Raw genomic sequence first — 19,527 nt, 5'->3', positions numbered from 1 at the left:
CACCATGTACGACTCAACGTTGACCCTTAAAGCTTTCGACCCTCAGCTGTGCGAGGCGATTCATAACGAAGAACATCGCCAGGAAGACCATGTCGAGCTGATCGCTTCCGAGAACTATGCAAGCCCCCTGGTGATGCAAATCCAGAGCACGGTGCTGACCAACAAGTACGCCGAGGGGTACCCGGGCAAGCGTTATTACAGCGGCTGCGAATACGTCGACGTGGCCGAGCGGCTGGCCATCGAGCGGGTCAAGACGCTGTTCGATTGCGACTACGCCAACGTGCAGCCCCATGCCGGTGCCCAGGCGAACGCCGCTGTATTCTTGGCGCTTATCAACCCCGGCGACACGGTGATGGGCATGAACCTGGCCCAGGGGGGTCACCTGACCCACGGTAACCCGTCGAACTTTTCCGGCCGTCATTACAAGATCGTGCCGTATGGCCTCGATCCAAAGACAGGCCTGCTCGACTACGACGAGATGGAGCGCATTGCCTTGGAAACACGGCCGAAGATGTTGATCGGTGGTTTCTCGGCCTACTCGCGATACAAGGACTGGGCGCGCATGCGCGAAATTGCCGACAAGGTCGGGGCGATCTTCTGGGTCGACATGGCGCACGTCGCCGGGCTGGTCGCCGCCGGTGAATACCCGGACCCATTGCCCCATGCCCATGTGGTCACCAGCACCACGCACAAGACGCTGCGCGGTCCTCGGGGCGGCCTGATCCTGTCCAAGGGGCAAGACGAAGCGTTTTACAAGAAGCTCGACTCGGCGGTGTTCCCGGGGGTTCAGGGGGGGCCGTTGATGCACCAGATCGCGGCCAAGGCGGTCGCGTTCAAGGAAGCGCTGACGCCTGAGTTCAAGACCTACCAGGCCCAGGTGGTGACCAATGCCCGGGCCATGGCTGCGGTGTTGCAGCAGCGCGGGTACAAGATCGTCTCGGGCGGCACCGATAACCACATGATGCTGATCGACTTGTCCGACCGGCCTTACACCGGCAAGGAAGCCGACGCGGCCTTGAGCAACGCCTACATCACCGCCAACAAGAACTCGGTGCCCAATGATCCACGTTCGCCGTTTGTGACCTCGGGCCTGCGCATTGGCACGCCGGCCGTCACCACCCGTGGTTTCGGCGTATTCGAATGCGAACAGTTGGCCGGCTGGCTGTGCGACGTGCTTGACGCAATGGAGCGCGATGACAGCGATAAAGTCGCCCATCATGTGCGCGAACAGGTGATTGCGCTGTGCCGGCGTCACCCGGTCTACCGTTGATCGGCCTGGCCGCAGGCGACTGGCCGGTATTGCAGCGCTTCGGCCAGGTGCGGGCGGGTGATGGTGTCCACACACTCCAGGTCTGCCAGGGTGCGGGCGACTTTCAACAGCCGGTGGGCGGCCCTGAGGGATAGGGTCAAACGCTCGCACGCGCTTTCCAGCCACGCTTCATCCGGCCTGGACAGCGCGCAGTGCCGGCGCAGCCCGGGCAAATCCAGGAAGGCGTTGGCGCAGCGCTGGCGGTTGTGTTGGCGCTCCCGCGCCTGGGCAACCTGCGCCGAGGCGGTGGCCGTGTTGTCGCCGCTTTGTGGCGTGGGGTTCAATGCGGTGGCTTCCCGGGCAACGGTCAGGTGCAGGTCGATGCGGTCCAGCAGCGGGCCGGAGAGTTTGTTGCGATAGCGCTGGATCTGTTCCGGCGTGCAGCGACAGCGTCCGCTGGCATCGCCCAGGTAGCCGCAGGGGCAGGGGTTCATCGCGGCCACCAGTTGAAAGCGCGCCGGGAAACTCACCCGGTCGCGGGCGCGGGAGATGACGATATGCCCTGACTCCAGGGGCTCGCGCAGTACCTCCAGGACCTTACGGTCGAACTCCGGCAATTCATCCAGGAACAACACGCCGTGGTGCGCCAGGGTGATTTCCCCTGGCTGCGGTTTCGACCCGCCGCCGACCAGCGCCGGCCCCGATGCCGAATGGTGCGGCTGGCGGAACGGCCGGTGGGGCCAATGGCTCAACGGCTCCAGGCTGACCACCGATTGAATCGCGGCGACCTCCAGGGCTTCCTGCTCACTCAGCGGCGGCAGCAGGCCCGGCAAGCGACTGGCAAGCAGGGTCTTGCCGGTGCCCGGCGGGCCGCTGAACAACAGGTTGTGCGCGCCGGCGGCGGCGATCAGCAAGGCGCGCTTGGCGGCGAGTTGGCCCTGTACCTCGCTCAGGTCCGGGTAAGGTCGGTTCAGGTACAACAAACCATCGGACTTGTAGGGCTCAATGGGCTGGTGCCCGTTCAGATGGGCCACCACTTGCAGCAAATGATCCACTGCAATCACCTTCAGCCCCGACGCCAGGCAGGCTTCCTCGGCATTGGCCCGCGGCACTATCACGGTGCGTCCAGCCTTGCGCGCGGCCAATGCCGCCGGCAACACGCCCTTGACCGCCCGCACGGCGCCCGACAAGGCCAGTTCACCCAGGCATTCGACCTCATCGAGCATCAACGCCGGCACCTGCACGCTGGCCGCGAGGATTCCCAGGGCAATCGCCAGGTCAAACCGCCCGCCGTCCTTGGGCAGGTCGGCGGGCGCGAGGTTGAGGGTGATGCGCCGGGCCGGGTATTGCAGCGCGCTGTTGAGGATGGCACTGCGTACGCGGTCCTTGCTTTCCTTGACCGCGGTTTCGGGCAAGCCCACCAGGGTGAGGGACGGCAGACCATTGGCCATGTGCACTTCAACGGTGACGGAAGGGGCTTCGACGCCGACCTGGGCGCGACTGTGGACGATGGCGAGGGACATGCTCGTTCCTTGAAATGGGGGCCGCATCCTGCGGGTTTTTCAAGGGTAGACGAGGAGTGAAACTATCGATGGCGGGAGGTTTTACAGAACGTATCCAGAGAGCGACGGGGCCAAATGTGGGAGCGGGCTTGTTCGCGAAGGCGGTGGGTCAGTCAATAAACTCGGAGACTGACACCCCGCCTTCGCGAGCAAGCCCGCTCCCACAATGGGCCGCGTTTATTCAGCAGATGGCGGCGTCAATCGTGCTTCCAGTTCGGCGACCTTCGCTTCCAGGCTCTCCAGCCGCGCACGTGTGCGGGCCAGCACGACCATCTGGCTGTCAAACTCTTCCCGGCTCACCAGGTCGAGCTTGCTGAAGCCGCTTTGCAGCAGCGCCTTGAACTGGCTTTCGATTTCGTTGCGGGGCAGCGGGGTGTCGCCGCTGAACAGGCGAGAGGCATGGCCGCTCAGGGCGTCGAGGAGATCTTTGGGCGCGAGCATGGGAAATATTCCGGAATAACTGTTGGCCGGCAGTGTATCACGCAGCGTCTATAGTCTTTTTCACTGCGTGGGGCGCACGCTTTTCGCGCAACGTGCCGTCCGGCGGCGCACTGTTTTTGTGCGCAATACAGCCGCCAAAAAGCCCCGACGGTGGGCAAAAGTGGGCAAAGGACTGATTTCAGTGATTTTTACGGAGCTGGCAAGGTTTCTGCTTAGACGATCATGACCCATGCACTGATGCAGTCGCTGTGACGAATGCAGTGCGCCGACGGATCAGGGGTACAGGTTTCGTCACCAGTGGTTCGCTGGTGTCGCAATGGCAACTGCCGTTGAGACGATGCGTTACAAAGCCAGGCACTGCGCTTAGACTTGAGACGGGTTTGTTTTCCTGGGGCAAGTCCACCAATTCGGGAGAGAGTTTTCATGAAGCTAGTCACTGCCATCATCAAGCCGTTCAAGTTGGACGATGTACGCGAGTCGTTGTCCGAGATCGGCGTGCAGGGCATTACCGTTACTGAGGTCAAAGGCTTCGGTCGGCAGAAGGGTCACACCGAGCTGTATCGCGGCGCGGAATACGTAGTCGATTTCCTGCCGAAGGTGAAGATTGATGTCGCCATTGACGACAAGGATCTTGACCGGGTTATCGAGGCGATAACCAAGGCGGCCAACACCGGCAAGATCGGTGACGGCAAGATCTTCGTGGTCAATCTGGAACAGGCTATTCGCATCCGTACCGGCGAAACCGATACCGACGCAATCTAAGCCGCCAAACCCCAACGCCCCAGGAGAAAACAATATGACTCTGCGTAAATTCGCAGGGCTAGGAGCCCTGTTGTCCATCGTAATGCCAAGCCTGGCCATGGCGGCAGACGAAGTGGCTGCTCCAGTCCTCAATTCCGGCGACACGGCGTGGATGCTCACATCCACCGCGCTGGTGCTGTTCATGACCATTCCAGGCCTGGCGCTGTTCTACGGCGGCATGGTGCGCTCCAAAAACATTCTTTCCGTGATGATGCAGTGCTTCGCCATCACCGGCCTGATCAGCATCCTGTGGGTCGTCTACGGCTACAGCATCGCCTTTGATACGACCGGGATGGAGCAGGGCGTCGTCAACTTCAACTCCTTCTTCGGCGGCATGGGCAAGGCGTTCCTGGCGGGCGTGACCCCGGCCAGCATCACCGGGCCTGCGGCACTGTTCCCCGAGGCGGTGTTCATCACCTTCCAGATGACCTTCGCGATCATCACTCCGGCGCTGATCGTCGGTGCCTTCGCCGAGCGCATGAAGTTCTCCGCGATGCTGATCTTCATGGCGATCTGGTTCACCCTGGTCTATGCGCCGATCGCGCACATGGTCTGGAGCGGTAACGGTGGCCTGCTGTGGGACTGGGGCGTGCTGGACTTCGCCGGCGGTACCGTGGTGCACATCAATGCCGGTGTGGCTGGCCTGGTGGCGTGCATCGTGCTCGGCAAGCGCAAAGGCTACCCGACCACCCCGATGGCCCCGCACAACCTGGGTTACACCCTGATCGGCGCGGCCATGCTGTGGGTGGGCTGGTTCGGCTTCAACGCCGGTTCCGCCGCTGCGGCCAACGGCACCGCCGGTATGGCGATGCTGGTCACCCAGATCGCGACCGCTGCTGCGGCGCTGGGCTGGATGTTCGCCGAGTGGATCACCCATGGTAAGCCAAGCGCACTGGGCATTGCCTCGGGTGTCGTGGCCGGCCTGGTTGCTGTAACGCCAGCCGCAGGCACCGTGGGCCCGATGGGCGCCCTGGTGATCGGCCTGGTGGCCGGTGTGATCTGCTTCTTCTGCGCTACCAGCCTCAAGCGCAAGCTGGGCTACGACGACTCCCTGGACGCCTTCGGTGTGCACGGTATCGGCGGTATCGTCGGTGCAATCCTGACCGGTGTGTTCGCAGCGCCAGCCCTGGGCGGCTTCGGCACCGTGACTGACGTTGCTGCGCAGGTCTGGATCCAGTGCAAAGGTGTCGGCTTCACCGTGATCTACACGGCGATCGTGACCTACATCATCCTCAAGGTGCTGGACATGGTCATGGGCCTGCGGGTTACCGAAGAGGAAGAGGCTGTCGGCCTCGACCTGGCACAACACAACGAACGCGGCTACAACTTGTAAGTACGCGGAAAAAAGATGCCCGGCTTGCCGGGCATTTTTTTGCCTGGCGTTTTTCAGTGTCTCAACGCTGTAACGGTTTTTGCGTTGTGTTTGTGATGGGGCACACAAGCCACTTTCAAGCATGCGAATGTCTTACAGGCATGTAGGCGTATTCGGCACTTTGTTTTTTCCCTGAGCGCGCTAGAATGCGCGCCGATGGGCGCAGAACTGTATTTATCCGGCGAGCAGCGTGAACACGGCGGTGCTCGTAAAGTCCTCGCCATCTTGCACGGTGATGGGGCATAAGCCACTGGTTATCCGGTGGATGTTGATTTTTTTCCAGCGGCCTCGACAGGGGATGAAGCTGGGCTATAACTAATCTGCTTTTCGCAAGTCATGAGGTAGAACATGAGCGACGATGATCTGGAAAACGACGACCTCGAAGTAGGTGATGACGACGAGACCGATGAAGGTCTTGAAGTTGCAGCGGATGATGGCAGTGCCGACGAGGTCGATGACAGTGGCGACGACGCTGCTGCTCCCAAGGCCAAAGGCAAAGCCAAGGCCGCCGTTTCGGTAGATGAACTGCCGAGCGTTGAAGCCAAGAACAAAGAGCGCGATGCGCTGGCCCGCGCGATGGAAGAATTCCTCGCCAAAGGCGGCAAAGTGCAGGAAGTCGAGGCCAACGTGGTGGCGGATCCACCGAAGAAGCCGGATAACAAGTACGGCAGCCGACCTATCTGAGGTCAGCCACTTGCTTGTAAGAAAAGCCCGCCGTCGCTGCGGGCTTTTTCATGTCTGGAATAATTTCCTAAGGCCCACCGCATACCCAATGTGGGAGCGGGCTTGCTCGCGAATGCAGTCTGTCAGTTACGGATGTGCTGACTGACACACCGCATTCGCGAGCAAGCCCGCTCCCACAGGTTTGATCTGCGTTTTTACTGCCAGCCGCGAAGCAACTCTGGCAATTGCGCCAGGTTACGAATCTCGGCATCCGGGCGCTTATCTGCATCCCACACCTTGCCCGTCGGGTTGAACCACACCGCCCGCAAACCCGCCTGCTGCGCCCCGGCAATGTCATCCCCTGGATGATCGCCGATATGCACCGCCGCACTGGCCTCCACGCCGCCGCGCTTCATAGCCTCCTGAAACAATCGCGCATCTGGCTTGGCAATCCCGATGTCTTCGGCGCGCAGGGCAAAGTGGAAGTAGTCGGCCAGGCCAACGCGCTGCACATCGGCATTGCCGTTGGTGATTACCCCCAGCAGGAAGTGCTGACGCAGCGCTTGCAGCATCGGTTCGGTTTCAGGGAACGGGGTGAGCTGATGACGCGCATGAATGAACGCCTCAAAACACACATCGGCCATTTGTGTGGCCTCGGGCTGTGGATAACCGGCCTCTTCAAAGGCATGCATCAACACCCGGTGGCGCAGCACGCTGATGCGGTGCTTCAGCTCCGGATGGCGCTCCAGCACCTGCTGGCGCAGGCTGGCGAAATGCTCCAGGGGCAAGTCGCCGACCTTCGAGGCGTGGGTCGCCAGCCATTCACGCATCGACGCTTCGGCGCTGATGATGACGGGTACGTTGTCCCAGAGCGTGTCGTCCAGGTCGAAGGTGATCAGCTTGATACTCATGAGTCGCCGCCCTTGATGCGTTTGGCCCGTGGATGGGCGCTGTCGTACACCGTTGCCAGGTGTTGGAAATCCAGGTGGGTGTAGATCTGCGTGGTCTTGATGTCGGCGTGGCCGAGCAGTTCCTGCACCGCGCGTAGGTCCTGGGATGATTCGAGCAAATGGCTGGCGAAGGAGTGGCGCAGCATGTGCGGGTGCAGGTTCTGGCCCAATTCACGCTCGCCCGCCGCCTTGACGCGCAATTGGATGGCACGTGGCCCCAGGCGTCGGCCTTGTTGGCTGACAAACACCGCGTCGTCCGCCGGGTTGGTCAACAACCGCAGCGGCAGCCACAGTTGCAGGGCTTCGCGGGCTTTGCGGCCCACCGGCAGCACGCGGATCTTGCTGCCTTTGCCGAGCACTTGCACCAGGCCGTCCGCCAGGTCCAGTTGATCCAGGTTCAGGCCGGTCAGTTCCGACAGGCGCAGACCTGAGGAATAGAACAGTTCGAGGATCGCCTGGTCGCGATGGGCCAGGAAGTCGTCCTCGACCGCACCGTCGAGCAATTGCAGGGCGCGGTCGGTGTCGAGGGTCTTGGGCAGGCGTCGCTCGCCTTTGGGCGGTGACAGGCCATTGGCCGGGTCGTGCTCGCACAGGCCTTCGCGATTGAGATAGTGATACAGGCCGCGCACCGCCGACAGCAGGCGCGACAGGCTGCGCGAGGATTGGCCGGCCTGGTGCAGGCGGGCAATCAGGCTGCGCAGGCTTTGGATGTCCAGGGCCTTCCAGCTGGCGATCTGCTGTTTTTCGCAGTACGCCAGGACCTTGTTCAAGTCGCGCCGATAGGCTTCCAGGGTGTGGGGCGACACCTGGCGCTCGCTGCGCAGGTGAGCGCAGTAAGCGTCCAGTTGCCGTTCCATGCCTAGCGCACCGCGCGCAGGGCGGTGGTGAAACGCGGCAGGACGCGGCCCAGCACTTCGGCGATGTAGGTCAAGAACAACGTACCCACCGAGCTTTTGTAGTGCGCCGGGTCGCGGCTGGCGATGGCGAGAACGCCATGCAGGCCTTGATGGCTGAGGGCGACGACGGCAGTGGAGCCGATCTGCTTGCGCTGTTCGGCGCCAAACAGGAAGTCCAGCTCATGCTCGCGCAGGGTGCCGCTGATGGTCTTGCCTTCGGACAGCAGGCCGCCGATGGCGGTCTGTGCTTCGGCACCGCTGACCCAGCGCCCCACCGGCATCGGGTTGTCGCTGAACAGGATCAGGCTGACAAAGGGCACCTGGAAATCCTGGCGCAGGCTGTCTTCCACGGCGATCACCGTTTCTTCCAGGCTGGTGGCGTCCATCAGTGTGAGGATCAGGCGGCGGGTTTTCTCGAACAGGCGGTCGTTGTCGCGGGCCACGTCCATCAGGTGCGAGAGCTTGTGGCGCATTTCGATGTTGCGCTCGCGCAGGATCTTCATCTGCCGCTCCACCAGCGACACGGTGTCGCCGCGCTGGTGGGGGATGCGCAAGGCCGGCAGCAGCTCCTCGTGTTCGACGAAGAAGTCCGGATTAGCCTCAAGGTACGCCGCGACGGCAGCGGCCTCCAGACTGTCGCTCGGGGATGCTTGTGCGGGTACTTGAGGCTTATCGGTCATTGGCTGGGCTCACTCATAGACGGACCTGTCCTTCGTATACACGCGAGGCCGGCCCGGTCATCAGTACCGGGTGGCCAGGGCCTGCCCATTCGATGGACAGACGTCCGCCGGGCAGGTCGATCAACAGCGGCGAATCCATCCACCCCTGGCTGATCGCGGCCACGGCAGCGGCGCAAGCACCGGTGCCGCAAGCCTGGGTTTCGCCGGCACCGCGTTCCCAGACGCGCAATTGCGCGCGGGAACGGTCGATCACCTGCAGGAAACCTACGTTGACCCGGGCCGGAAAGCGCGGGTGGTGTTCGAGCTTGGGCCCCAATTCGTGTACGGGCGCGTTATTGATGTCGTGGACCCGCAGTACCGCATGGGGGTTGCCCATGGACACGGCGGCCAGCTCGACACTCTGCCCGTCGACGTCGACCGTGTAGCTGGCGGCTTGCTCGGTGGCCTGGAACGGAATGTCCGCCGGCACCAGGCGTGGCGCGCCCATGTTGACGCTGATCTGGCCGTCGTTGCGGACGTCCAGTTCGATCACGCCGCTCTTGGTCTCGACGCGGATCTGGCGCTTGGCGGTCAGGCGCTTGTCCAGCACAAAGCGCGCAAAGCAGCGCGCGCCGTTGCCGCACTGTTCCACTTCGGAGCCGTCGGCGTTGAAGATCCGGTAACGGAAATCCACCTCCGGGTTGCTCGGCGCCTCGACGATCAGCAATTGGTCGAAACCGATGCCGGTGTGGCGGTCGCCCCACTGTTTAGCGTGTTTGGGCAGGATATGCGCGTGCTGGCTGACCAGGTCGAGGACCATGAAATCATTGCCCAGCCCGTGCATCTTGGTAAAACGCAGCAGCATGGCTTACTCCGGCAGCAGGCTTTCGCCAGCATACAACTCGGCTACCGTCTCGCGGCGACGCACTTCAAACGCTTGATCACCGTCCACCAGCACCTCGGCGGTACGCCCGCGGGTGTTGTAGTTGGAACTCATGACAAACCCGTAGGCACCGGCCGAATGCACGGCCAGCAGGTCGCCTTCTTCCAGGGCCAGCTGACGATCCTTGGCCAGGAAGTCGCCGGTCTCGCAGATCGGGCCGACGATGTCGTAGGCGCGCGCTTCGCTGTCGCGAGGGGTCACGGCGGTGACGTTCATCCAGGCCTGGTACAGCGCTGGGCGGATCAGGTCGTTCATCGCCGCGTCGACGATGGCGAAATCCTTGTGTTCGGTGTGCTTGAGGTACTCGACCTGGGTCAGCAGCACGCCGGCGTTGGCGACGATGTAGCGGCCCGGCTCGAACAGCAGCGCCAGGCCACGGCCTTCGATGCGCTCGCGCACAGCCTTGATGTAGTCGGCGATCTGCGGCGGCTCTTCATCGCGGTAACGCACACCTACGCCACCACCGAGGTCGATGTGGTGCAGGTAGATGCCGCACTCACCGAGGCGGTCGACCAGTGCCAGCAGGCGGTCGAGGGCGTCGAGGAACGGTGGCAGGGTGGTCAGTTGCGAGCCGATATGGCAGTCGACACCCAGTACTTCCAGGTTTGGCAGTTGGGCGGCGCGGATGTACACGTCCTCGGCGTCGGCAATGGCAATGCCGAACTTGTTCTCTTTGAGACCGGTGGAAATGTACGGGTGGGTGCCGGCGTCGACGTCCGGGTTGACGCGCAGGGAGATCGGCGCGCGAACGCCCATCTCGGCGGCCACCACTTGCAGGCGTTCCAGCTCGTCGGTGGATTCGACGTTGAAGCAGTGCACGCCGACTTCGAGGGCGCGGCGCATGTCATCGCGGCTCTTGCCCACGCCGGAGAATACGATCTTGTCAGCCTGGCCGCCGGCGGCCAGTACACGTTCGAGCTCGCCACGGGAGACGATGTCGAAACCAGCGCCCAAGCGCGCCAGGACATTCAGTACACCCAGGTTGGAGTTGGCCTTGACCGCGTAGCACACCAGGCTCGGCGTGCCTTCCAGCGCGTCGGCAAAGCTGCGGTATTGGGCTTCGATGTGCGCACGGGAGTACACGTAGGTCGGGGTGCCAAAACGTTCGGCAATCGCGGACAGCGCCACGCCTTCCGCGAACAGCTCGCCGTTCCGGTAGTTAAAAGCGTCCATGAATGTCCCTTAGTAGGTGTCGTGCTTATGCGCTTTTGCAGATTTTTGCGACGATTGCGCCTGTTCATTCGGGTCTTTGCTGTCGTCGGGCAGGTACAGCGGGCCTTTTTGACCACAGGCACTAACGAGGCAAGCGACCGCGACGAGCGCAGCAAGGGAAGAGATCAGGCGCTTCATGGCGAAATCCTTGAATATGCATTAATTGCGCCCGAGTATACCGACCACCCGCCAGCTTGCCTATGCGCTGAAATACCCGTCCGGCGGGGGTTTGCCGAGATGGCTGCGAAGCGGACTACGCTGACTGGGGATATTTCATACCGCCAATCGCGATGGAATCGGTATCCTTTGCAATCGGCCGGGCTCGCCCGTATCGTGCGGCGCTTGAGCAAAACCAGACACTTTTGAGGTTGCCACAATGAGTTTGACCGAAGCCCGTTTTCACGACTTGGTGGATGCGACCCAGCAGGCGCTGGAAGATATTTTCGACGACAGCGGCCTGGATGTAGACCTGGAGAATTCGGCTGGCGTGCTGACCGTCAAGTTCGAGAGTGGCCAACAACTGATCTTCAGCCGCCAGGAGCCGCTGCGTCAGCTGTGGCTGGCGGCGCGTTCCGGTGGCGTGCACTTCGACTACGACGAAGAAAGCGGCAAATGGCAGTGCGACAAGAGTGAAGAGTTGTTGGGCGAAATGCTTGCGCGCCTGGTCCACGAATACACCGGCGCCGAGCTGGACTTCGACGAGATCTGATGGTGACGCAGCCCGCTCCCGTACGTCCGCCCAAGCCGCTGTTCAGCAATGTCAGCCCGGCGGTGCCGTCACCTTGTATCAGTTTGTGTCGCCTGGACGAGGAAAAAGTCTGCCGCGGCTGCTTCCGTCACGTCGAAGACATCCGTGAATGGCGCTCCGCCGACGATGCGCGGCGCCGGGTGATTTGCGCCGAGGCCGAGCAGCGCAGGGCTGGCGCCTGAGGTCGTCTTGTTTATTTGTGACGCTGTGGTAGTGTCCGGCTACGCCTCAACTCATCGAGGCCAGTGAGAACCCCGCCTTTTTCTGGCGGGGTTTTGCTTTTTTGTGCAGAAAAAAGGAGTCTGCCTGAATCATGACCACCGCACCGTCCATCATCCTCACCCGTCTTGACGTGCAGCGTCTGGAGCAACTGATCGACCGCCTGGGCGACGAGTCTCCTGGCGTCGAAGCATTGCAAGCCGAACTCGACCGCGCCGAAGAGGTGGTTGGCCACGATGAAGTGCCTGCGGGTGTCGTGACCATGAACTCCAGCGTGCATTGCCGTGAACAAGGCAGTGGCAAGGACTACCACCTGACCCTGGTCTACCCGAAACACGCGAATGCCGATGAAGGCAAGATCTCGATCCTGGCACCTGTGGGCAGCGCGTTGCTGGGCCTGCAAGTGGGCCAGCATATCGACTGGCCGGCGCCCGGCGGCAAGACCCTCAAGCTGGAACTGCTCAGTGTTGACGGCCAGCCCAAGGACGGCGGCGCCTTCCCGCTCTAAATCTGCTTCAGCGCCGCGTTGAGCGACAGCTCCAGCTCGGCCTTGTAACGCAGGTACAGGTTGCTCGGGCTTTGCACGTCGCCGAGCAGGCCCGACAGGTCCAGATCGGTGATGTAGCAGCGGTAGCGCTCGGTTTCCCGGCGCTGCCCGACGATCTCCTGGGCGACCACGCTAAAGAGCTGGTCGCCAAATTCCAGTTCGCAGAACTCCCGCTGATTGCAATACAAGGTAACGCCCACCTGGCCCGGTGCGGCCTTGCCGATAATCGCCTGCACGTCATAAAACGGTTTGTTGGCCGAGTTCTGCGGCGCCGGACGCGGCTCGACGCTGCGCGCGCGATTGCTGCCCGACGGCAACAGTTGGTAATACAGGATTTGCACTTCACCCAAGGGTTGCCTGTTGTCCAGCGGTGCCAGTGCTTCGCGTCGATAGATGATCGATTGCAGGAAGCGCTGCAGCGGCGCCAACAGGCTCTGCTCATCATGAAACGGCAATTGCTGGCGCCAGAGCGCGTTGAACTCATCCAGCACGTACAGTTCGGCAACACCGTCGTTGACCCGGTAAAACACCTGCACGCAATCGGCCAGGCCCATGGGCAGCAGCAGCGCCAGGTCGTCGCCTTCCAGTGCCATGGCGTCCAGGTGCAGCGGGCTGTAGCCTGCCAGCTCTTCGCTGAGGTAGCTGATCAATGCGTCCTGGGTTGGCAGCGGTACGTGGGTGGCCTGGCCCGGCACCAGCTCCATCACGTGATAGTGCTGCTGCACCTGCAACAGGTAGCGGTGATTGCCTTGAGCCAGCAGCAGGTGCTGCGCGGTGTCGAAGATGTCCTCGACGCGCTGGGCAATGAACTGCGCACGGTTGTGACAGAAACAGCGCACCCGCAGGCGTGGCAGGTGATCCGACGGCAGTTGGTTCAGGTAGTCGCGCAGGCAATCGAGCAGGGCGTGCGGGCCGTCGTAGCGGCTGACCAGCACCTCGTTCCAACTATTGAGCGTGACCTGATCCAGGGTCAGAACCAGGTTGTCACGCACCCCGGCGTAGCTCAGGGAGTCGGTACGCTCGGTGGTCATCAGGATGTTCAGGTCGCGGTGGTGCTTGAGCGGGTCGACGCCGACGTTGATCAACAGCAGCACTTCCTCTGGCACGGCCGAGCGCAGCAGGCGTTCTTCATCGACACTGGCCAGGGGCAGGGCGACCGTCTGTTGCAGGCTGCCGAGCAGGTTGAACAGCTCGAATTCGGTCATGTCGCTGATGCCAGGGTGCAGCGCCAGGCGCGTGCTGCTGTCGATGACGCCGTTGCGATGGCACCAGGTGAGCATCTCCAGCAGGTCGCGGCTGCGTTTGATCGGCGCGAAGTGTTCAGATTCCTGGGCTGTGAGGTTGCCGTTGTACAGGCCCCAGTAATGTTGACCGGGCTCCTTGCGGTTGGGCGATTGCACCAGGGTCAGGGTGTCTTCGGCCAGGTCCGGGGCGATGCCGGGGTTGATGAACTCGACTTTGCCGGCCTTGCGCTCGAACGCGGCGTACAGGCGGCGGCCGAGTACATTCAGGTCGCGCTTGTTGATCAGGCTGACGGTCTGCTCGGTGCGGGCGAACTGGGTAAGGAAGCGGTAGCTGTAGTTCAGCTCGTTGACCAGGGCGCGGCGCTCGGAGGCAACCTGGCGCACTTTCCATTGGCTGCGGCTGTCGAGCAGGGCCAGCTGGCGTTGGTCCCAGCCCCATTCGTGGGCCAGCCGCTCCAGCAGCAAGCGTTGCCAGCTGGTGGTGCGCTGGCCAGCGCTGAGCTTGCGGTTGACCTTCAGGTACAGGGCGCGTCGCACCAGTTCCAGGCGCTCGGGCTCGTTGCGTGCCTTGAGGTATTCCTCGATGCGGCGGTAGACCACGATGTAAGGGTCCAACTCGTCGAGGTCGATCTGATTGGCGAACACCGCCCGCTTGAACCGCAGGCTCAAGCAATGCACGTGGGGGTGTTCGCTGGCGTAGACCTCGGTCAGCAGCAGCTTGAGCACCGATTTGTAGGGTGACTCGATGCCCTTGAACAGCTGCCACAGCCCGGCGCCGATGAACTCCCCCGGGGGGATGCGCGCCAGATGGCCGAGGTCGAGGGTTTCGTCGGCGCGGATAAAGCGCTTGGAGATCAGCGTGTGGGTGAATTCGGCGTAGCGGGTTTCTTCATACACCGGCACCAGCCACCAGATCGGCGTGCGTCCGGCCAGCCAGATGGCGGTACGGTAGAACTCGTCCAGCAGCAGGTAGTGCTGGGTGGTGCCGCAGTCGTCGGAACTGAGCTGGGTGTCGCGCTCGCCCAGTACAAAGCGTGTCGGCTCGATCAGGAAAAAATGCGCTTCGGCGCCCATGCCCAGGGCCCAGGTTTCCAGCAACTGACACTTCTTGCGCAACTCGGCCAGTTCGTTTTCGCCGAGGTCCGGGGCATGGCAGACCCACACGTCCATATCGCTCTGGTCGGCCTGGGCCAGGGTGCCGAGGCTGCCCATCAGGAACAGGCCGTGGATCGGCTGCGGCGGGTTGCCGTGGCGTGGCTTATAGGAAAACGAACGGGTCAGGCGCTGGGCTTCGGCCAGGGCTTGGGTGTCGGGTTCGAAATTCGACAGCCCGGCCGGCGTGCTTCCGGAGACATAGCCGGGCAACAGCGGATGATTGACGTGAAAGAACAGCGGCAACAGGGTCAACACGCTTTGTTGGCGTGGTGTCAGCCCCTCGACAGCCCGGGCCATGCGGCCATCGTTGAGCGCCATGAAGCGCGCACGCAGTTGGGCCAGCACCTTGCGGTCGATGCCTTCGTCCAGGTCGGGGCGGATTTCATGGGTGCGGGTCATGTCGAGCTCGGTGGCGCGCAGGGCCCGACGTGGGCGGCCGTATTGGAGTTTACCGCCAGGAGCATAGGAGGTTTAGAGGGTAATCGGTCTTTGACGTCAGAACTTTAACCCTTTCACAGCAGCGCCCCCGGAATCCGCATTGGGCGGACTCCATGGGCGGGTATCGAGCGTCAGGCGGCTTCTTTGGTACTGGCGGTGGTCAGGATGGTCAGCAGGGTTTGGGCCTGCTCTGCAGCGTCACGGCCAAGGCTGGTCAGGTAGCCTCCGTCCGGCTGGTCGATAAGTCCTTTGGCGTGGAGGCGCTTGGCAGCGGCGATAGCAGTGGGAGCGGCGGTCTGGTGGACTTTCAGACCTTCCTTGGTGCTGTCCAATGGGAAGAGTACAAGGATTTCCAGTTCGGCAACCAACTCAGGGGTATACGACATAAGGACTCCAGACTTTCTAAGAATTTATTAGAGGCTAGCAGGCCATAAGGTGAACGCACTTTGCCGAACTGTCCAGCGTGTTACTGCGCCCTTGGATTATTGCTTTTCCGGCGGCAGATCCGGCAGGGCGCGCAGTGCAGTTTCATACCATTCGGTATTGAACGCACGGTCCTCTTCCAGCAGCGCATCAATCTCGACAGCCAGCACGTGGGCCATCAGTTGCAGGATTTCTTCACGCTCGTAACCCACCAGGGTCAATTTGTTGAACGTGGCCTTGGCCGCTGGTGGGTTTTCGCTTTCGATCTGGTTCTCGATCGCTTCGATCAGGGTGTTTTCGGCGAATTCTTCTTCGTCGTTGTCGATATCGGTCGGCTCGCTCATGGCAGGCTCCTCACAGGAAAGGGCGCCAGTCTACCCCCATTCAGGCGGGTGATGCTGTTGGCAACGTCGGGTTCTGGGAGCTATAACCCTTGCAGCCAACCCCATTCCCGGCCTGGAGGCGCCTGCAATGCTCAAGCTCTACGGATTCTCGGTCAGCAACTACTACAACATGGTCAAGCTCGCGCTGCTGGAGAAGGGACTGCCGTTCGAAGAGGTGCTCTTTTTTTCCGGGCAGACCTCCGATGTCTTTGCGGTCAGCCCACGTGGCAAGGTGCCAGCCCTCGGCGTCAAGCAGGGGTTTATCAACGAAACCAGCGTGATCCTCGAATACATCGAACAGAGCCGGGAAGGGCCTTCGCTGCTGCCCACCGAGCCGTTCCAACGAGCCCAGGTGCTGGCGCTGTGCAGGGAGATCGAGTTGTACATCGAGCTGCCGGCCCGTGCGTGTTACCCCGAAGCGTTTATGGGCATGCCGGTGCCGGAGGCGATCAAGGAGAAGTCCAGGTCCGAGTTGCTGCTGGGGTTCGGTGCGCTGGGCAGGCACGGCAAGTTCGCGCCGTATGTGGCGGGGGAGAGCTTCACGATTGCCGATCTGTATTTCATGTACAGCGTGAACCTCGCCTGCGCGGTGGGCGAGAAGCTGTTTGGGCTGGATTTGCTGGCTGAGATGCCGTCGGCCAAGGCGTTGCTGGAAAAACTGCATGCACTGCCCAATGCCCAGAAGGTCGCGGCGGACAGGGAAGCGGCGATGCCGGCGTTCAGGGCGATGATTGCTGCCAAGAAATAAGCAAGCCCGAGTGGATCAAGTGTGGGAGCGGGCTTGCTCGCGAAAGCGGTGTGTCAGTCAGCCCATAGCTAACTGAGAGACCTTATTCGCGGGCAAGCCCGCTCCCGCGTTTGTCCGAGGTGTCTGGTAGTACTCGGTCTCTTGTGGGAGCTGGCTTGCCTGCGATGCTTTTAGCTAGCGGCTGGCGAGCAATGCCTGGCCACGTGCAACGGCGGCCTTCACCTGCGCCGGTGCGGTCCCGCCAATATGGTCACGCGCATTCACCGAACCTTCCAGGGTCAGCACGGCAAACACATCCTGCTCGATCTGGTCACTGAACTGGCGCAGTTCTTCCAGGCTCATTTCCGCCAGGTCCTTGCCGGTGTCCACGCCGTATTTCACGGCGTGACCAACGATTTCGTGGCAGTCACGGAACGGCAGGCCACGGCGTACCAGGTAGTCCGCCAGGTCGGTCGCGGTGGAGAACCCGCGCAGCGCCGCTTCACGCATGATCGCGTGCTTGGGCTTGATCGCCGGGATCATGTCGGCAAACGCGCGCAGCGAGTCGCGCAGGGTGTCGGCGGCGTCGAACAGCGGTTCCTTGTCTTCCTGGTTGTCCTTGTTGTAGGCCAAAGGCTGGCCTTTCATCAGGGTCAGCAGGCCCATCAGTGCGCCGAATACGCGGCCGCTCTTGCCACGCACCAGCTCTGGCACGTCGGGGTTTTTCTTTTGCGGCATGATCGAACTGCCGGTGCAGAAGCGGTCCGGCAGGTCGATGAACTGGAATTGCGCGCTGGTCCACAGCACCAACTCTTCGGAGAAGCGCGACAGGTGCATCATCGCGATGCTGGCCGCGGCGCAGAATTCGATGGCGAAGTCACGGTCGGACACGCCATCCAGGGAGTTGCCGCCCACAGCGTCGAAGCCCAGCAGTTGCGCGGTGTACGCGCGGTCGATCGGGTAGGTGGTGCCGGCCAGTGCGGCACTGCCCAGCGGCATGCGGTTGGCGCGCTTGCGGCAATCCACCAGACGCTCGTAGTCGCGGCTGAGCATTTCGAACCAGGCCAGCAGGTGGTGGCCGAAAGTCACGGGCTGTGCGGTTTGCAGGTGGGTGAAGCCGGGCATGATGGTGGCGGATTCACGCTCGGCCTGCTCCAGCAGGCCTTTTTGCAGGCGGGTGATCTCGCCCAGGATCAGGTCGATCTCGTCACGAATCCACAGGCGGATGTCGGTGGCGACCTGGTCGTTGCGGCTACGGCCGGTGTGCAGTTTCTTGCCGGTCACACCGATGCGGTCGGTGAGGCGGGCCTCGATATTCATGTGCACGTCTTCCAGGTCGACGCGCCAGTCGAACGTGCCGGCTTCGATCTCACCCTGGATGGTGTTCAGGCCATCGATGATGCTGTCGCGCTCGGCGTCGGTCAGCACGCCGACCTTGGCCAGCATCGTGGCGTGGGCGATCGAGCCCATGATGTCGTGGCGGTACAGGCGCTGGTCGAAGGTGACGGAGGCGGTGAAGCGGGCGACGAAGGCGTCGACGGGTTCACTGAAGCGGCCGCCCCAGGACTGGTTGGTCTTGTCGGTGCTCATGGATTCGCTCGTGATCTGCTTTAAAGAGGCTTGGAGGTGTGCCGGCGATAATAACAGGGTTGCCCGTGGAGGCGGTGCTACGGGTGATCGGCATTTTTATTTGCACGAAGGATGGCAAAGTGCCTTGCCGCCGGACGCGTCCGGGAAGAGACTGGACTCGGGTGTTTATTGAAACGATATTTGACGATAGAGCAATACCGTCGCAGTGAGCGTCTACAGTTGCACTGAACAGAGCGTGAATGCACCAATGTCGGGTGCTGCGGTCAGAGCCCTGACTATCCATCAAACACGGGGGGATTCGGATTGTGTATCAGCAAACCCTACGACGATGCCCGAAGTCAGAAGGTCCTGGGCGCAATTGAACAGGTCCGGGTAAATATGGGTGCCGCTGTCAGGGCACTTTTTGCCGCTCGCGCTAGTCTTAGCGTGGATCGCTGTGACGCAAGTCACCGCACCTGTCTACGCTATCCTTGTGCGAGACTCACGCAGGAATCCAGCGCAATATGAATGTCCTGATCGTTGAAGACGAACCCCAAGCCCGCGAGCGACTGAGCCGTTTGGTCAGTGAACTCGAGGGTTATACAGTCCTTGAACCGAGCGCCACCACGGGCGAAGAAGCGTTGACGCTGATCGACAGCCTCAAGCCGGATGTGGTGTTGCTCGATATTCGCCTGCCGGGCCTTGATGGCCTGCAAGTCGCCGCCCGCCTGAGCGAGCGTGAATCGCCACCGGCGTTGGTGTTGTGCGCGGCCGAAGCGGAATTTTCGGCGCAGACCCTTGAGGTCAGTGGCGTCAGTTTCCTGTCCAAGCCGGTCGAGGCAGGTGCGTTGCTCAAGGCCCTGAAAAAGGCCGAGCGCCCCAACCGCAGCCAGCTCACCGCCTTGACCCAGCCTGCCGCCCAAAGTGGCAACGGGCCGCGCAGCCATATCAGCGCGCGGACCCGCAAGGGCATCGAGCTGATTCCCCTGAGCCAGGTGGTCTACTTTATTGCCGATCACAAATACGTGACCCTGCGCCACGAGGGCGGTGAAGTGCTGCTCGATGAGCCGCTCAAGGCCCTTGAGGATGAGTTCGGCGACCGCTTCGTGCGAATCCACCGCAATGCCCTGGTGGCCCGCGATCGCATTGAACGCCTGCAACGCACGCCACTGGGGCACTTTCAGTTGTTCCTGAAAGGGCTTAATGGCGATGCGTTGATCGTCAGCCGACGCCATGTCGCCGGCGTGCGCAAGATGATGCAGCAGCTTTAACCCAAGGGTTTTGGCGCGACCTGCAGTCCTTATCCCGGTGCGATGCGGCCAGGGA

The 19,527-nt window shown here is 62.1% G+C and carries 21 protein-coding genes; 9 read left to right on the top strand and 12 right to left on the bottom strand.

What is annotated here, in order from left to right; all coding sequences use genetic code 11:
- Positions 1 to 4 precede the first annotated feature (4 nt).
- A complete protein-coding gene (gene glyA, locus AC3ISR_RS27495) occupies positions 5 to 1,270 on the top strand; it encodes a serine hydroxymethyltransferase (RefSeq protein ID WP_226454657.1) in 1,266 nt (421 codons plus the stop codon).
- Here glyA and AC3ISR_RS27490 read toward each other — a convergent pair.
- A complete protein-coding gene (locus AC3ISR_RS27490; RefSeq protein WP_192297979.1) occupies positions 1,261 to 2,772 on the bottom strand; it encodes a YifB family Mg chelatase-like AAA ATPase in 1,512 nt (503 codons plus the stop codon). The genes glyA and AC3ISR_RS27490 overlap by 10 nt on opposite strands.
- 216 nt (positions 2,773 to 2,988) lie before the next feature.
- Positions 2,989 to 3,252 (bottom strand): accessory factor UbiK family protein, encoded by a 264-nt coding sequence (locus tag AC3ISR_RS27485; protein WP_071488052.1) that lies wholly within the window; start codon positions 3,250 to 3,252, stop codon positions 2,989 to 2,991.
- 423 nt (positions 3,253 to 3,675) lie between these two features.
- Between AC3ISR_RS27485 and glnK the strand changes: the two genes are divergently transcribed.
- From glnK to sutA, 3 genes are all read left to right on the top strand, one after another.
- Entirely contained in the window at positions 3,676 to 4,014 is a 339-nt protein-coding gene (gene glnK, locus AC3ISR_RS27480; RefSeq protein ID WP_002555808.1) for a P-II family nitrogen regulator, read from the top strand.
- Positions 4,015 to 4,048: 34 nt separating this feature from the next.
- Positions 4,049 to 5,386, top strand: coding sequence for an ammonium transporter (locus AC3ISR_RS27475; RefSeq protein ID WP_489324522.1), 1,338 nt, complete (start codon positions 4,049 to 4,051; stop codon positions 5,384 to 5,386).
- A 387-nt stretch (positions 5,387 to 5,773) separates the two neighbouring features.
- Positions 5,774 to 6,109: a transcriptional regulator SutA gene (gene sutA, locus AC3ISR_RS27470; protein ID WP_192297977.1), complete on the top strand. Its 336-nt coding sequence runs from the start codon at positions 5,774 to 5,776 to the stop codon at positions 6,107 to 6,109.
- 194 nt (positions 6,110 to 6,303) lie between these two features.
- Here the strand turns inward: sutA and AC3ISR_RS27465 are convergent, their stop codons facing one another.
- Genes AC3ISR_RS27465 through lptM form a run of 6 tightly spaced genes read right to left on the bottom strand, consistent with a single transcriptional unit; the run spans position 6,304 to position 10,886 of the window.
- On the bottom strand, positions 6,304 to 6,999 hold the full coding sequence (locus AC3ISR_RS27465; RefSeq protein WP_226454654.1) for an HAD family hydrolase: 696 nt from the start codon (positions 6,997 to 6,999) through the stop codon (positions 6,304 to 6,306).
- Entirely contained in the window at positions 6,996 to 7,895 is a 900-nt protein-coding gene (gene xerC / locus AC3ISR_RS27460; protein WP_489324521.1) for a tyrosine recombinase XerC, read from the bottom strand. The genes AC3ISR_RS27465 and xerC overlap by 4 nt, the downstream gene beginning before the upstream one ends.
- Positions 7,896 to 7,897: 2 nt before the next feature.
- On the bottom strand, positions 7,898 to 8,614 hold the full coding sequence (locus tag AC3ISR_RS27455) for a DUF484 family protein (protein WP_192297974.1): 717 nt from the start codon (positions 8,612 to 8,614) through the stop codon (positions 7,898 to 7,900).
- Positions 8,615 to 8,627: 13 nt separating this feature from the next.
- Positions 8,628 to 9,458: a diaminopimelate epimerase gene (gene dapF, locus AC3ISR_RS27450; protein WP_192297973.1), complete on the bottom strand. Its 831-nt coding sequence runs from the start codon at positions 9,456 to 9,458 to the stop codon at positions 8,628 to 8,630.
- Positions 9,459 to 9,461: 3 nt separating this feature from the next.
- Positions 9,462 to 10,709, bottom strand: a complete 1,248-nt coding sequence (gene lysA / locus AC3ISR_RS27445) for a diaminopimelate decarboxylase (RefSeq protein ID WP_192297972.1) — start codon at positions 10,707 to 10,709, stop codon at positions 9,462 to 9,464.
- A 9-nt stretch (positions 10,710 to 10,718) separates the two neighbouring features.
- Positions 10,719 to 10,886: an LPS translocon maturation chaperone LptM gene (gene lptM / locus AC3ISR_RS27440; RefSeq protein WP_192297971.1), complete on the bottom strand. Its 168-nt coding sequence runs from the start codon at positions 10,884 to 10,886 to the stop codon at positions 10,719 to 10,721.
- A 238-nt stretch (positions 10,887 to 11,124) separates the two neighbouring features.
- Between lptM and cyaY the strand changes: the two genes are divergently transcribed.
- The 3 genes from cyaY (at position 11,125) to rnk (ending at position 12,223) form a co-directional block, all read left to right on the top strand.
- Positions 11,125 to 11,457 (top strand): iron donor protein CyaY, encoded by a 333-nt coding sequence (gene cyaY / locus AC3ISR_RS27435; RefSeq protein ID WP_027608321.1) that lies wholly within the window; start codon positions 11,125 to 11,127, stop codon positions 11,455 to 11,457.
- Between the two features lie 2 nt (positions 11,458 to 11,459).
- Positions 11,460 to 11,678 (top strand): DUF1289 domain-containing protein, encoded by a 219-nt coding sequence (locus AC3ISR_RS27430; protein ID WP_192298242.1) that lies wholly within the window; start codon positions 11,460 to 11,462, stop codon positions 11,676 to 11,678.
- A 131-nt stretch (positions 11,679 to 11,809) separates the two neighbouring features.
- Entirely contained in the window at positions 11,810 to 12,223 is a 414-nt protein-coding gene (rnk, locus tag AC3ISR_RS27425; protein WP_192297970.1) for a nucleoside diphosphate kinase regulator, read from the top strand.
- On the opposite strand, the gene AC3ISR_RS27420 is transcribed toward rnk, so the two are convergent.
- The 3 genes from AC3ISR_RS27420 to AC3ISR_RS27410 all read right to left on the bottom strand — a co-directional run bounded on the left by AC3ISR_RS27420 (position 12,220) and on the right by AC3ISR_RS27410 (position 15,866).
- Positions 12,220 to 15,060, bottom strand: coding sequence for a class I adenylate cyclase (locus tag AC3ISR_RS27420; RefSeq protein ID WP_192297969.1), 2,841 nt, complete (start codon positions 15,058 to 15,060; stop codon positions 12,220 to 12,222). The genes rnk and AC3ISR_RS27420 overlap by 4 nt on opposite strands.
- Before the next feature lie 170 nt (positions 15,061 to 15,230).
- Entirely contained in the window at positions 15,231 to 15,485 is a 255-nt protein-coding gene (locus AC3ISR_RS27415; RefSeq protein ID WP_003195403.1) for a TIGR02647 family protein, read from the bottom strand.
- A 96-nt stretch (positions 15,486 to 15,581) separates the two neighbouring features.
- The gene (locus AC3ISR_RS27410) at positions 15,582 to 15,866 is read right to left on the bottom strand and encodes a hypothetical protein (protein ID WP_192297968.1); all 285 of its coding nucleotides are present in this window, start codon (positions 15,864 to 15,866) and stop codon (positions 15,582 to 15,584) included.
- A 127-nt stretch (positions 15,867 to 15,993) separates the two neighbouring features.
- Here AC3ISR_RS27410 and AC3ISR_RS27405 point away from each other — a divergent pair, with 127 nt between their 5' ends.
- A complete protein-coding gene (locus AC3ISR_RS27405) occupies positions 15,994 to 16,653 on the top strand; it encodes a glutathione S-transferase family protein (protein ID WP_463983680.1) in 660 nt (219 codons plus the stop codon).
- 174 nt (positions 16,654 to 16,827) lie between these two features.
- Here the strand turns inward: AC3ISR_RS27405 and argH are convergent, their stop codons facing one another.
- Entirely contained in the window at positions 16,828 to 18,222 is a 1,395-nt protein-coding gene (gene argH / locus AC3ISR_RS27400; protein WP_192297966.1) for an argininosuccinate lyase, read from the bottom strand.
- Positions 18,223 to 18,725: 503 nt separating this feature from the next.
- Here argH and AC3ISR_RS27395 point away from each other — a divergent pair.
- Positions 18,726 to 19,472 carry a LytR/AlgR family response regulator transcription factor gene (locus AC3ISR_RS27395; RefSeq protein ID WP_192297965.1) on the top strand — a complete coding sequence of 249 codons (747 nt, stop codon included), beginning with the start codon at positions 18,726 to 18,728 and terminating at the stop codon, positions 19,470 to 19,472.
- Positions 19,473 to 19,527: the final 55 nt, after the last annotated feature.

The sequence above is a fragment of the Pseudomonas sp. GL_117 genome (genome assembly GCF_057835125.1).
The sequence above is the reverse complement of the archived record's forward strand: the minus strand, read 5'-3'. Positions and strand labels throughout refer to the sequence as shown.